Below are 13,330 nucleotides of genomic sequence, written 5' to 3'. Positions count from 1 at the left end.
CCTGGAACGAGGTTCCGCCGTTTTGCACTGAACGGGTACCCGCAACTGGCGGGCCCTCCACCGCCGCACTGGTCAGCCCTCCTCGACAGCCAGTTGAAAACACCCCCGGCGGACACAAATGCAACTAAATGAAACAAAGGTCACAAACTTGCGATACGCCTGCGGCCTCATTGATTTTGACTACCAAAGTAGTAATGTGAAACCTTCACATACATCCCTTTCAGGCGCGAGGAGTGAATTCCAAAATGACACCGCTCGATTTCGCCCGCAGCAGCCGCCCCGCGGCCCGCGCCGCGTGATGCACCTCGCGCCCGGGACTGTTCTCCATGCTGGCCCACACCGCCGCCACTCCCGACGCCGACACCAGCGTCGCCGCGGATGCGCTCATGGTGTCGCGCATGCGGCTGGTGCTTTCGGTATCGGCGCTGCTGGCGGTCGTCGTTGACGCAGGGGACCACCGCGAACACGTCCACGGCGCCGTCTGGCTGGCCTTCTGCGGCTATGTGCTGCACAGCCTGCTGGTGTACGCATGCACGCGAATGGGCAGCCCGTATTTCAAGGGCAAGGTCATCCACTGGTCCGACGTGCTGTGGTTCACGCTCATCCTCTTCGTGACCGACGGCGTACAGAGCCTTTTCTTCCTCTTCTACTTCTTCGCGATCCTCACCTCGGCCTTCCGCTGGGGCTTCGAGGAAGGCGCGCGCGTGACGGTCGCGTCGGTCGCCTCCTTCGCTGCCTGCGGCCTCGCCACGCGCACCGGCTACGACGCACCCCAGCTGCTGATGCGCAGCACCTTCCTGCTGGCGCTCGGGCACATGATCGTGCACTGGGGCGGCTCCAAGCTGGGCCTGCAGCGCCGCCTCGCCCTGCTGGGCGACGTCAGCCAGCTGTCGAATCCGCGCTTCGGCGCCGGCCGCACCATCGCCCGCACGATGGAAAGAACGCTGGCCTTCTTCCGGGCCAGCCACTGCATCCTGCTGACGCGCGACACCTCCACCGGCAACTGGATCCTGCGCACGCTGCGCAAGAACGACGCCTGCGAGCACGTCAGCGTCGAGACCATCGGCCGCATCGCCGAATCCCCGCTCATGGCGCTGCCGGCGGACCACACAGTGCTGTGCAACCGCCTGCCCTGGCCCCTGAACCGGCTGTACGCCCAGAGCCACGTCTTCGAAGCCGGCGCGCGCGGATGGCGCATCGAGGACGAGGAAGGCGCCCAGCGCTGCGAAGCCCTCACGGCGATGCTGGAGGCGCGCGCCTTCATCAGCGCCCCGCTGCCGATGCGGCTGGGCGAAGGCCGCGTCTTCGTGTCGTCGCGCGACGGGCTCTTCAACAAGTCGGACGCCCTCTTCCTCACGCACCTCATGGAACAGATCTTCCCGATCATCGAAACCATCGAGGTGCTCGACCGCATGGCCTCCGAGGCCGCCACGGCGGAGCGCCTGAAGTTCGCGCTCGACCTGCACGACACGGCCGTGCAGCCGTACATCGGCCTGCGCATGGGCCTGTGCGCGCTGCGCAAGAAGGCCACCGCCGACAACCCGCTGAGCGAAGACCTCGAGAAGCTCGCGGGCATGGCCGACGGCGTCATCGCCGACCTGCGCCGCTTTGCCGGCGAAGTCAGGCAAGGCACCAACAGCTCCGACGGCCTCGTGCTGCCGCAGCTGCATCGCCAGGCCGCGCGCATCAAGGGCCTCTACGGCATCGACATCGCCGTCGCCGTCGACGGCCCGCTGCACCTGGACGACCGGATGAGTGCCGAAGTGCTGCAGCTCGTGGGCGAAGGCCTCAACAACATCTGCAAGCACACCCAGGCGCGCCGCGGCAGCGTGCGCCTGGCCTGCAGGAACGGCCGGCTGCACGTGCGCATCGAGAACGAGGCCTGCGAAGACAGCTTCACACGCTTTCGGCCCCACTCCATCACCGAACGCGCCGCGGCCCTCGGCGGGCGCGCGCAGGTCCGCCAGTGCGAGAGCGGCGGCACCGCCGTGCTGGTGGAAATCCCGATCTGAGAAAGAACGACGACAACACCCCAGGCAGCAAGCACTGCACGAAAGAAACACAAGCCCAAGCCAAGTCAAGGAGCCAACCATGCAACCAGCCACCCACCCCATCGGCGTCCTGCTCGTGGACGATCACCAGACCATGCTCTGGGGCCTGTCCAGGCTGATCGACGGGGAGCATCCGCGCATGAAGGTGGTCGGCACGGCCTGCTGCTGCGAAGACGCCGTGGCGACCTCGGAAAGCCTCGCGCCCGACGTCATCGTGCTCGACCTGGACCTCGACGGCCACAGCGCCCTCGACATCCTGCCCAGGCTGGTGTCCAACGAGGTGTCGCGCGTCATGGTGCTCACGGGTGAACGCGAACAGCGCACGCTCGACCTCGCCGTGCTGCAGGGCGCACGCGGCGTGATGCGCAAGGACGCACCCGCGCAGCAGGTGATCGATGCCATCGAGCGCGTCCACAACGGCGAGCTCTGCATCGACGCGCAATCCATCGGCCGCGTCTTCTACGAGCTGACGGCCGTGAAGAAGCAGCCGAAGATCGATCCGGAAGTCGTCAGGCAGTCCAGCCTGACGCACAAGGAGCGCGAGATCATCCACACCGTGGTAACCGGCAGCGGCGCATCGAACAAGGCGCTGGCCGCGAAGCTCTTCGTCACCGAGCACACGCTGCGCAACCACCTCACGTCGATCTACCAGAAGCTCGGCGTGGGCAACCGCCTCGAGCTGTACATCTATGCGGTGAAGCACCAGCTCGACGCTGCCGCACACTGAAGAAAAGAGGAAAGCCAAAAGCCCTGTGCGCCGGAGACGGCGCACAGGGCTTTTTAATCAGCTGGCGAAAGCGCTCAGGTCCCGTTGAGCATCGGCATGATCATCCGGATGATGCGGATAGCCGCCGGCGTCAGGATCACCAGTGAAATGCACGGGAAGATGCACAGCACCAGCGGCAGCAGCATCTTGGTGGGCACCTTGGCCGCCAGCTCCTCGGCGCGCACGTGGCGCTTGTGGCGCAGGTCCTCGGAGAACACCCGCAGCGATTCGCCGATGCTGGTGCCGAAGCGGTCCGCCTGGGTCAACATGGTCGCGAAGGTGCCGATCTCCTCCACGCCCGTGCGCAGCGCCAGGTTGCGCAGCGACTTCTCGCGCGTGGCGCCGGCGCGCATCTCCAGGTTGGTCCAGTGCAGCTCCTGCGCCAGCGCGGCGCTCTTGACCTGGATTTCCTCAGTGACCTTGACCAGCCCGGCATCCAGCCCGAGCCCGGCTTCCACGCAGACGAGCATCAGGTCGGCGGCGTCCGGAAAGTTCTCGAAGATCTCCCGACGGCGCGAGCGGATCATCAGGCGCAGCACCAGGTTGGGCAGGTAGCAGCCGGCCAGTGCCGCCACGGCGAGCCACAGCAGCATCACCGTGCTGTCTTCGGCCGCGCCCGTCGCCCTGAGTCCGACGTACGTCAGCGCGGCAAGGCCCAACGGCAGCAGCGTCTTCATGCCGAAGTACACGAGGTAGGCGTCCGGATGGCGGATGCCTGCGTTCAGGAAGCGCACGCGCAGCGGCGACAGCTCGGCATCGTTGGTGGGCGACGAAAGCTGCGCGAATGGCCCGACGATCTTGACGGCCTTCTCGGTCCAGGCCGACTTGCCCGCCGGCATTGCTACCGCCTGCAGGCGCTGCTCGGTGCGGGTCGGGGACAGCCAGACGGCCATTCCGAGGATTGCCAGCGACACAGCCACGAAAACGAGGATGGGAAACAGCATGGTCATGGCTCTTCTCCTTCAGACGCGGATCTTCACGATCTTCCACAGCAGCACGATGCCCACGAGCATCAGCACCAGCATGTACTTGAGCACCATCTGCCCGATCGGGTCGGTCCAGAGCGGCGACATGAATTCCGGGTTGAAGACGTTCATGAGCGCCGCCAGCGCGAACGGCATCAGCCCGAGGATCCAGGCCGACAGTCGCCCTTCCGAGGACAACACCCGCACCCGAGCGAGCAGCTTGAGGCGCTCGCGGATCAGCCGGCTGAGGTTGCCCAGCACCTCCGTCAGGTTGCCGCCCGAATCGCGCTGGATCAGCACCGACACCACGAAGTAGCGCAGGTCCGTCAGCGGCACGCGCTCGCTGAGATTGGTCAGGGCCTGCTGCAGCGAGACGCCGAAATTCACCTCGTCGGCGACCATGCGGAACTCGCCGGCGATCGGTTCCGCCATTTCGTCCCCGATCATCTGCACGCCGCTGGCGAAGGAATGCCCGGCACGCAGCGCACGCGTCACCAGGTCCAGCGCCTCGGGGAGCTGCTTTTCCATTCTGGTCAGCCGGCGGCTGCGCTGGCTTTGCAGGTAAAGCATCGGCAGCATCGCCACACACGCGCCGACGACGAGCGCCGGCAGCAGCGACTGCTGTGCCGCCAGCGTCACGGCGAAGAAGCCGAGCACGCCCAGAACGCAGGAAATCAGCAGGAAGCTGGAAACCGTCCAGTCCAGACCGGCCTGGAGGATGAAGCGGTCCAGCCGGTGCGCCCGCGGCAGTGTCAGCAGCAGGCGCTGCATCCAGGGCACCTCGCTGAGCATGCGCTCCTTGGCCAGGTGGGCCTGCGGCGTGCGGTCGACCGCGGCCGAAAACGCCTGCAGCCTCTTCTCGATCTTGCGTGCCTCGGGCCCCTTGTAGGAGCGCCACAGCATGTAGAGCCCTTCGAGCATGAGCAGCACGGTCACGAACACCAGCACGGTGACGGTGATGAGGGTGTTGCCCCCCAGGTTGTTGAGCATGGCGGCCTCCTGTTCCTTGCCTGGTCAGGTCATTCGTAATTCTTGGTCGGGTCGAAGATCGTGTCGGGCAGGTCCACGCCGTAGGCATGCAGCCGCTCCGCGAACTTCGGCCTGACGCCCGTCGCATGGAAATGCCCGCGCACCTGGCCGTCAGGGCCCATGCCGGTCTGGTGGAAGTTGAAGATTTCCTGCATGGTGACCACCTCGCCTTCCATGCCGGTGATCTCCTGGATGCTGGTGACCTTGCGCCTTCCGTCCACCAGCCGCAGCACCTGCACGATCACGGTGATGGCCGACGCGATCTGCTGTCGCACCGTGCGGTGCGGCAGGTTCAGGTTGGCCATGCCGATCATGTTCTCCAGCCGCGCCAGCGCATCGCGCGGCGTGTTGGCGTGGATGGTGGTAAGCGAGCCTTCGTGGCCGGTGTTCATGGCCTGCAGCATGTCGACCGCCTCGGCGCCGCGCACCTCGCCGATCACGATGCGGTCGGGCCGCATCCGCAGCGCGTTGCGCACCAGCGCGCGCTGCGTGATCTCGCCCTTGCCCTCGATGTTCATCGGCCGCGTCTCCATGCGCGCCACGTGCGGCTGCTGCAGCTGCAGCTCGGCCGCGTCCTCGATGGTGATGATGCGTTCGCTCGGCGGAATGAACCCCGAGAGGATGTTGAGCAGCGTGGTCTTGCCGGCGCCCGTGCCGCCCGAGATGAGCATGTTGACCTTCGCCTGGGCCAGGCCCTCGAGCATCTGCGCCATCTGCGGCGTCAGCGTCTTGAGCTCGTTCACCAGGTTCTCCATGCGCAGCGGAATCTTCGCGAAACGCCGGATCGACATCATCGGCCCGTCCAGCGCCACCGGCGCGATGACCGCGTTGACGCGCGAGCCGTCGGGCAGCCGCGCGTCGACCATCGGGCTCGACTCGTCGATGCGCCGACCCACCAGCGAGACGATCTTGTCGATGATGCGCAGCAGGTGCTTCTCGTCGGTGAAGCTGACGTTGGTCAGCTCCAGCCGGCCCCGGCGCTCCACGTAGATCCTCTCGTGCGAGTTCACCAGGATGTCCGAGACCGACGGGTCAGCCATCAGCAGCTCGATGGGCCCGAAGCCGAGCATTTCGTGCTGGATGTCGCGGATGAGCGTGCGCCGCTCGATGTCGTTGAGCGCCTCGGGCTCCTCCTGCAGCAGCCGCGTGGTCATGGTCGAGATTTCCTGGCGCAGCACGTCGGGCTTCAGGGTTTCGAGCGCCGCGAGATCGAAGCGCTCGAGCAGCTTCAGGTGCATGCGCTCCTTCAGCAACTTGTAGGCATCCGAGGCGAAGGGCGACACGGCCTGCTCGGCGGCCTGCCCCACGGGTCGCGCGGCGGCATCGGTTTCGACGGCGTTGAGCTGTTCTCTGAATGACATGGGGACCTGCCTTGCTGTTGAATGAAATGACTGCCTGTCCGGTGCCCGTCCAGTGCCTCTTCAGGCGCGGCGGAAGAGCCGCCCGATGAAGCCTGGCTCCGTCTCCTGCCGCGGGCTGAGCGTGTGCGCGATGTCGGCCAGCTTCTTCGCGAGCGCGCCGTTGCGCGACATCTCCGCCAGCGGCACGCCCCGGTTGATGGACGCATCCACGTCCTTGCCGCCGTCGGGCACGATCGTGAGCGTCGCGCCCACCAGCGAGCGGCGCATGTCCGAAAGCCCGATCTCCCCGCCGCCCACGCTGCGGTTGACCAGCAGCTCGACCTTGCCGGGCTGGTAGCCCAGCGACTTGAAGACATGCATGAGCCGTGTCACGTTGCGGATGTGCGGCAGGCTGGGCTGCAGCACCGGAAAGATGCGGTCGGCGCGGTCCAGCACGCGGATCGCGAGCGTGTCGATGCGCGTCCCGAGGTCGAAGAGCACGAAGTCGTACATGCCCAGCGCGACGTGCAGGATCGCGTCGATGTGCTCGGCCTTCACGTCCATCGCGCGGGAAATGTCCTCGGGCGCCGGAAGGATGCTGAATGTCGGCGACACCTTCACCACGCTGGCGCCGAGCAGCGAGGCGTCGAGCCGGCCGATGTCGCGGGCCACGTCCGCCATCGTCGATGTGGGCCGCAGGTCGCTCACGTACGACAGCGCATCGCCGAACTGCAGGTTCAGGTCGACCAGCAGCACCGAACGCTCCTTCGAGAGCTGGTGCGCGATGTTGGTCGCCAGGAAGGTCGATCCGCTGCCGCCCTTGCAGGGCATGAAGGCCACGACCTGCCCCGGCGCACGCGCCTGCGTGCCGGCCATCTTGTGCGCGATGCGCTCGACGGCGGCTTCCAGCGCGGCCGTGTCGGCGGGCGACGGCAGCACCTCGCGCACGCCGGCGCGCATCGCGTGGATCAGGAACTCCGGTGTCTGCATCGCACAAAGCAGCACCACCGCGATCGACGGATGCTGCAGCGTGAGCTTCTCGACCAGGCTGAGCTCCTGCGGGTCGCAGCACATGCCGTCGACCAGCAGCAGATCCGGCGCCGCCTTGTCGACGACCCACTGCATCCGGCTCTTGCCGCCTTCGAACAGCGACACGGTGTGCGAGCGCGCCTCCAGCACCTTGCGCATGTCCTGCAGGTGGTTGGCATTGGGGGAAATGATGGAGATCTTCATGGTCGTGCCCGTTGCGTTGGATGGCTGGATGGCTGGATGGCTAGGAACAGATCGCCGCGCTGTTCGGGTCCTTGCGCATGACCTCGCGCGGCAGGTAGGTGGAAAAGCCCGGCATAGCAATCAGCGGCGCGGTTGCGCCCGCGATGGGCGAGATCCACTGGTAGTTCAGCCCGGTGATGCTCACCGTCACACCCTGGCAGGTCGCGGCCGTGCAGCCCGAAGGCGACCACGCCACCGACACGGTGCTGATCTGCGGCAGCAGCGCCTTCATGCGCGCGAGCACCAGTGCCTGCTGGTTCGTGTCGTCGCACACCACCGCGTACCTGGCTCCGGCGCGCGTGGCCTCCTGGGCCGCGTTCCAGGTGAAGAGCATGCGTGCGAAGTCCACGATGCCCAGCGTGAACATCAGGAAGATGATCAGCCCCAGCGCGAACTCGACCGTGGTCGCGCCACCATTGCGATGCGCATTGCTGCTTTTCATGATGGCGCCCTCATGCTGGCCGTGATGTCGCTGAAGGCGATGTTGCCGTTGGCATTGGCGAAGGCCACGCCCATCACCGAAGGAAACATCGAATGGAAGGAGTAGCCGGTGACGCGCACGGTGACCGTGGTGATGATCGGGTTCGCGCCCGCCGACTGCCATGTGCAGCAGGTGCCGGCCGGCACGTTCGACAGGCTCAGCCCGCGCGCCAGCGGCGAGCCGGTGCCGGCGGTGTTGCCGTATACAACCAGGTTGCGAGCCTGCGTGATGTTCGTACCCGGCGTCTGCACCGACAGATAGCGCACCGCATCGCGGGTCGACTTGACCACCGCGTTGTACTCGTACATCGCGCGGCCGAACTCGGTGGTGATGAAGGTCAGCACCAGCAAGAAAGGAATGATCAGTGCCAGTTCCACCAATGCCACACCTTGCTGAATGCGACGAGATTGCTGCTTCATGGCGCGCGCTCCTTTCCCCTTACCTCACGAGAACCGGAACCAGCGGGCCCGCCGTTCCACCCGCCAGCCCGCTGGTGGTGCACGGGCTGCCGGCGGCACCGGCATTGCCGAGGAATTCCAGCTGCGTGTTCGTCATCGGAATGCTCAGCGGCTGCAGCATCAGCATGCAGAGGTAGTCGATCACGCGGTTTCCGCCATCGACGACCGGCACGGTGACGAAGCGGCGGTCCATGCCGTATTGCATGTGACCTCCGGCAACGTTGCCTGGCGCGGCCACCTTCTTGAAGCTGTTGAGCGACAGTCCGGTGATCGATTCGCAGCTGTTCGCGCCGGTGAGCTTGGTGCCGGTGTCGTCGCACGACGCAAAGGCCGCGCGCTTGGTCACGAAGTTCTGGGCACTCGCGGGTGCTCCGGCGCCGGGCGCTCCGGTGTAGGCGTTGAACTGGGCGGGCCAGTTGAGAGAGGTGTAGGCGTAGCCTGTGTAGTCAGGCCGCCCGGTGCTCGGGTCGCCGCTGTTCTTGTAGATGCCGAAGCGCTGGTTCCACACGTCAGCCACGGATGTCTGTACGCCCGGGGTGCCGATCGTGTCGCCCACCTTGGCGCCGCATCGGCCGTTGAGCTCGGCCTCGGTTTCGGACGCGCTGTTGCTGCCGTCGAGATTGGCCCAGCCGATCTGCCCGCCCGTGGCCGCGTTCTGCGCCATGATGAGTGTCACCCATTCGCCGACGGCGAAACCGTAGTTCGGCGCCGTGCCGCCGGCCTTGGGCTTTGCCGCAACGGGAATGGGACATGCGCTCTGCGCACTGGCACGAGTGGCGACCGCGCTCGCGGCGACGCTGCGCGTGGACGGATTGCCGGCGGTGTCGCCCGAGAAGGCCCCCATGGCCTGCAATAGCCACATCTTGATGTTGGGCTGGGTGTGCGCGCACTGTGCGTACACCGCCACGGCGGGATCGACCGTCGACGCATACGACGCATCGCGGAACGTGATATCGGCAGCGACAATCTGGCCCTGCCCGCTCCAGGTGGACGACTGCATGTTGACCCGGTTCGCGTTGCCGGCAGTCTGGCCGGCACTCCTGGCTCGCGTGATGGCGGAGCCCTGTTTGTCGAGTTCGCGTGCCGCCGCCAGCGCGCAGCTGTCCACGGCGGTCTGCAGTTCGGTCTTGACCACGAACAGATGGCCGAAGTCGAGCGCGATGCCCATGAAGCCCAGCAGGAACAGAAGGAGCAGCGAAGCGGTAAGGATCATCGCTCCACGCTGGCGATGATGTTGAGTGCGGCGGACTTGCATGTTCGGCCTCATGCAGTGTGATGGCGTCTGGCGCAGCAGGCTCAGGAGCAGCCCGAGCCGCCGAGGCAGTTGGTGACGCGGGTGATCAACGCGTCGATGCTGCCGTTGTTCGCCAGCGGCTGCAGCGCGATCACCAGCACGATCGAGATGACGGCGATGATCAGCGCGTACTCGACCACCTGAGCACCGCGATCGTCCCTCAGGAATGACTTGAACATGATGAGAACCTCGCTTTCGTGTAGGTGGACTTCGGACACGGCGGGCCGGTGCCGTGGAGCAATCCGGCCCATCCCGTCTCGATCTGCTTACGGGCAGGACGTCCCGGTGAGACAGTTGCTCACATGAGTGATGAAGGTCGAGAAGCTGCCACCGTTGTCGGTGAGCACCTTCAACGCAACGATCAGCGCGATGGAGACGACAGCGATGATCAATGCGTACTCCACCACTTGAGCGCCGCTTTCGTCCTGCAGGAATGACTTGAACATGGTGAATACCTTGCTTCCTTGTTGAAGTTCACAGCGGAAGCGGACATCGGATTGCAACCGCACTTGACCGCCCCGCTACCGAGCTGCCTTACGGGCAGGACGTCCCGGTGAGACAGTTGCTCACGTGGGTGATGAAGGTCGAGAAGCCGCCGCCGTTGGCAGTGAGTCCCTTCAGGGCAACGACCAGTGCGATCGAGACGACCGCGATGATCAGTGCGTACTCGACGACCTGGGCGCCTTCATCGTCGCGCATGAGGTTGCGTGTCGATTGACCGATGGTCTGGAGAAAGTTTTTCATGGTTCTTTCCTTTCAAGGTTTGAACAGTCGGAAATCAGATTTGAAAAATGGGAGGGGGTAAAGAAGAAGGTTCAGTGCGATTCGTGGCGGTCTCCTTTCCATGTGAAGACTGGTGTGGAACGAATCCGCGAGACGCGGGTTGTCACTTTCCGGAGCCGCCGGCGCTCTGGCTACCGATACCGCCGCCGATGTTGATGACGTTGACCGCCGGTGGCGGCGTCTTGTACGACTCGTGGTACTGGTTCATCGCCTCGCGCGCGGCGCGACCGTCCATGCCGGCGGCGGGGTCGTCGCTCTTGCCCGCGTCGGGGTTGATCGTCATCTTCCTTTTGGCGTCGCGCACCGCGTCGCCGAAGCGCGCGTCGTAGTTGGGCGTCACGTGCGAGCAGCTGGCACCCAGGAGGCACACGAGCGCGACGGTGGTCGTTCTGATGATGAACATGGCGGTGCTCCTCACTTGGTTTCGCTGGCGGGGGCGGCCGGGGCCGGGGTGGAGCTCTCGAGGGCTCCGTTGAGATAGACCTCGGCGCGGCTGGGAACGACGTGGTTGTCAGTCGGCACCCGCGGCGATTCGGCAAGCGGCTTCACCAGGCGCGGCGTGATGACGAACATCAGCTCGGTCTGCTCGTTCTGGAACTCGGTGCTGCGGAAGAGCGCGCCCATCACCGGCACCTCGCCCAGCCCCGGAAAGCGCTTGATCGATTCCGTCACGTTGGCCTTGATGAGGCCGGCGATGACGAAGCTCTGTCCGTCGTTGAGCTGCACGGTGGTGTCGGCGCGCCGCACCGTGAGCGACGGCAGCACGGCGGTGACGCCCCCGACCGTCGTGAACGGCGAGCCGGTCTGCGACAGGTCGGACACCTCGGACACCATCTTCAGGTTGACCCGGCTGCCGTTGAGCACGGTGGGGGTGAACTTGACCCCGATGCCGAACTCCTTCTCTTCCAGCGTGATGTTCGTTCCACCGCCGCCGGCGGCGTTCTGCGCCACCGGAATGAAGATCTTGCCGCCCGACAGGAAGCTGGCCTGCTGGCCGCTGATGGCCATGATGTTGGGCTCCGCGAGGATGCGCACGAGCCCGTCGTCCTTCTGGCCATCGATGGTCAGCGTGCCGCGGCCGATGCGCAGCGCCTGCACCAGGCCGCCGCCGCCGCTCAGGAAATTCGAGACCAGCGAGGAGGTGTTCAACCCGCCGCTGCTCGTGCGCGAAATGTTGATGCCCGCGCCCAGCCGGTCGAGCAGCGTCTTGCTGACCTCGGCGATCTTCACTTCGAGCATCACCTGCTGCGGCGTCGCCACGCGCAGCAGGTTCACGACCTTCTTGCCGTCCGCGCCGTAGGCCGAGGCCAGGCTCATCACGTCGTCGAGCTTGAGGGCGTCGCTGATCTCGCCGGTGAGCACGATGGATTTCTCGGCGCTTCGCACCTGGATGCGGCGCTCTTCCGGCATCAGCTCTGCCAGCTTGGACTGCAGGGCCATCGGGTCGATGGTGACGACCACGTCCTTGATGTAGCAGGTGCCGTCGGCGCTTTGCAGCACCACGTTCATCGAGCCCGCCTGGCGGCCCCGGAAGAACAGGTCGGTCGGGCTCAGCAGCGTCACGTCGACGTCCGCGATGCCGTCGCCGGCGTTCGCATTGGCGGCCGGTGCCGCCGCGGGCTGCATGCCCGCGGGCACGGCGGCGGCCGCGGCTGCCGGCACGGGCGCCCTGCTCGGCGGCTGGCCGCTGACCACGATGCGCACGACGCGCGCCTTCAGAGGAATGACCACCGACTTGCCCAGCACGGCCTGGGTCGGCTGGTCGTCGGGAATGATGGCTGTGCAGCGCCGGCTGCCGCCGGCAGCGGCTGCTGCACTGCTGCTGCCTGCCGCCGCGGCTTGCGTCGTGGCGGCGGTGGATGCTGCGGGCATGGCGCCCGCGGCCGAGGCGGTTGCCGCGACCTCGGCGCCCATGGCGGGGGCCGCCAATGTCGCGAAGGCCGCCAGCAGGCTGGCGAGTGTTGTGGGGATATGGCGCACTTGGTGTTCCTCCTGTCGAATGTCGAACTGGTTCAGAAACAGGTCAGCGAGCTGCCCGCGTGCTGGATGATTTCCACGCACTGGGAAGCAGGCGTCGCGGCAGGGCCCGGGCGATGGGCACGCGGACGGGCCGGTGCCGGGGCAGGCGCTGTGGCGACCTGCACGAGTTCCTTCGCGCCGAAGAGCTGGCCCTTGGTGATGCCGTCTGTGGCCACCGTGGTCTTGTCCATCTGGTTGCGAAGCACCAGGGACAGGGTGCCCACGCTGCGGGCCAGGTCGAGCTTCTCGGAGTCCTCGAGCGAGAGCTCGAGCGTCACGGCGCTCACGACCTTCGGCTTGGTGTCGTCGCGGTTGGCTTCCTGCGCCACGGCAAGCACCAGCACCTTCTCGAGCACGGTCTTGCTGATCTGCAGCGCCTCTTCGCCGCGGCCCTTGTCCTGCTGGGCGTTGACCATCACGTCGACGTAGTTGCCCGGCAGCGCGAAGCCCGCCACGCCCACCACGTCGTTGACGCGCACCGTCATGGCCCGCTTGCCGCTCGCGATCACCGCCGAGAGCCCGCCCTGCGTGCCCACCGGCGCCAGCTTGCCTTCCATGATCGCCTCGCCGCGCAGCACGCCGACCTTCACCACGCGGTCGTCCAGCGCCTTGATGTCGCTGAACGAGCCGCTCGGCACCGAGCCGCTGGGCCAGTCGACCGTGGTGAGCATCTGCGGGTTGACGCGGCTGCCCAGCTCGATGTCGACCGCCGCCACCACGACCTTGTTGGACGCGATGCCGCCCTGTTTGGAGATCCACCCCGCCGCGTAGACGGCGGCCGCCAGCCCGGTCAGCAGGGCCAGAAGGATCAGCCCGATCGCCTTGATGTTCTTCATGTGAACCTCCGTCGCAGATGAAATGGAAAAAGTGGT

15 protein-coding genes are annotated in these 13,330 nt (G+C 66.1%); 2 read left to right on the top strand and 13 right to left on the bottom strand.

Translation table 11 applies throughout. The features are described from left to right. Positions 1 to 326: 326 nt before the first annotated feature. Both SFB74_RS16615 and SFB74_RS16610 read left to right on the top strand, forming a co-directional pair. Positions 327 to 2,012, top strand: a complete 1,686-nt coding sequence (locus tag SFB74_RS16615; RefSeq protein ID WP_432725276.1) for a sensor histidine kinase — start codon at positions 327 to 329, stop codon at positions 2,010 to 2,012. 79 nt (positions 2,013 to 2,091) lie between these two features. Then, on the top strand, positions 2,092 to 2,778 hold the full coding sequence (locus tag SFB74_RS16610; RefSeq protein WP_432725275.1) for a response regulator: 687 nt from the start codon (positions 2,092 to 2,094) through the stop codon (positions 2,776 to 2,778). Between the two features lie 74 nt (positions 2,779 to 2,852). Here the strand turns inward: SFB74_RS16610 and SFB74_RS16605 are convergent, their stop codons facing one another. From SFB74_RS16605 to cpaB, 13 genes are all read right to left on the bottom strand, one after another. After that, on the bottom strand, positions 2,853 to 3,767 hold the full coding sequence (locus tag SFB74_RS16605) for a type II secretion system F family protein (RefSeq protein ID WP_432725274.1): 915 nt from the start codon (positions 3,765 to 3,767) through the stop codon (positions 2,853 to 2,855). A gap of 12 nt (positions 3,768 to 3,779) precedes the next feature. Further along, positions 3,780 to 4,772: a type II secretion system F family protein gene (locus SFB74_RS16600; protein ID WP_432725273.1), complete on the bottom strand. Its 993-nt coding sequence runs from the start codon at positions 4,770 to 4,772 to the stop codon at positions 3,780 to 3,782. 29 nt (positions 4,773 to 4,801) lie between these two features. Continuing rightward, the gene (locus tag SFB74_RS16595; RefSeq protein WP_432725271.1) at positions 4,802 to 6,172 is read right to left on the bottom strand and encodes a CpaF family protein; all 1,371 of its coding nucleotides are present in this window, start codon (positions 6,170 to 6,172) and stop codon (positions 4,802 to 4,804) included. A 60-nt stretch (positions 6,173 to 6,232) separates the two neighbouring features. Beyond that, positions 6,233 to 7,384, bottom strand: a complete 1,152-nt coding sequence (locus tag SFB74_RS16590) for an AAA family ATPase (protein WP_432725270.1) — start codon at positions 7,382 to 7,384, stop codon at positions 6,233 to 6,235. A 40-nt stretch (positions 7,385 to 7,424) separates the two neighbouring features. Then, the gene (locus SFB74_RS16585; RefSeq protein WP_432725268.1) at positions 7,425 to 7,865 is read right to left on the bottom strand and encodes a TadE family protein; all 441 of its coding nucleotides are present in this window, start codon (positions 7,863 to 7,865) and stop codon (positions 7,425 to 7,427) included. Then, the gene (locus SFB74_RS16580; protein WP_432725267.1) at positions 7,862 to 8,323 is read right to left on the bottom strand and encodes a TadE/TadG family type IV pilus assembly protein; all 462 of its coding nucleotides are present in this window, start codon (positions 8,321 to 8,323) and stop codon (positions 7,862 to 7,864) included. Before SFB74_RS16580 ends, SFB74_RS16585 begins: the two co-directional genes overlap by 4 nt. A 19-nt stretch (positions 8,324 to 8,342) precedes the next feature. Further along, positions 8,343 to 9,575, bottom strand: coding sequence for a pilus assembly protein TadG-related protein (locus SFB74_RS16575; RefSeq protein ID WP_432725266.1), 1,233 nt, complete (start codon positions 9,573 to 9,575; stop codon positions 8,343 to 8,345). A gap of 83 nt (positions 9,576 to 9,658) precedes the next feature. Beyond that, positions 9,659 to 9,835, bottom strand: coding sequence for a Flp family type IVb pilin (locus tag SFB74_RS16570; RefSeq protein ID WP_432725265.1), 177 nt, complete (start codon positions 9,833 to 9,835; stop codon positions 9,659 to 9,661). Positions 9,836 to 9,922: 87 nt separating this feature from the next. Continuing rightward, positions 9,923 to 10,102 carry a Flp family type IVb pilin gene (locus tag SFB74_RS16565; RefSeq protein ID WP_432725264.1) on the bottom strand — a complete coding sequence of 60 codons (180 nt, stop codon included), beginning with the start codon at positions 10,100 to 10,102 and terminating at the stop codon, positions 9,923 to 9,925. An 88-nt stretch (positions 10,103 to 10,190) separates the two neighbouring features. Continuing rightward, positions 10,191 to 10,400: a Flp family type IVb pilin gene (locus tag SFB74_RS16560; protein WP_432725263.1), complete on the bottom strand. Its 210-nt coding sequence runs from the start codon at positions 10,398 to 10,400 to the stop codon at positions 10,191 to 10,193. A 142-nt stretch (positions 10,401 to 10,542) separates the two neighbouring features. Continuing rightward, on the bottom strand, positions 10,543 to 10,842 hold the full coding sequence (locus tag SFB74_RS16555) for a hypothetical protein (protein ID WP_432725262.1): 300 nt from the start codon (positions 10,840 to 10,842) through the stop codon (positions 10,543 to 10,545). Positions 10,843 to 10,853: 11 nt separating this feature from the next. Then, entirely contained in the window at positions 10,854 to 12,353 is a 1,500-nt protein-coding gene (locus tag SFB74_RS16550; protein ID WP_432731944.1) for a type II and III secretion system protein family protein, read from the bottom strand. Positions 12,354 to 12,451: 98 nt separating this feature from the next. Further along, positions 12,452 to 13,294: a Flp pilus assembly protein CpaB gene (gene cpaB, locus SFB74_RS16545; RefSeq protein ID WP_432725261.1), complete on the bottom strand. Its 843-nt coding sequence runs from the start codon at positions 13,292 to 13,294 to the stop codon at positions 12,452 to 12,454. Positions 13,295 to 13,330 lie beyond the last annotated feature (36 nt).

The organism is Variovorax xiamenensis (assembly GCF_050916385.1).
GTDB lineage: Bacteria > Pseudomonadota > Gammaproteobacteria > Burkholderiales > Burkholderiaceae_C > Variovorax.
Note: the sequence above shows the minus strand (reverse complement) of the source record. Positions and strands in the feature narration are given on the sequence as shown.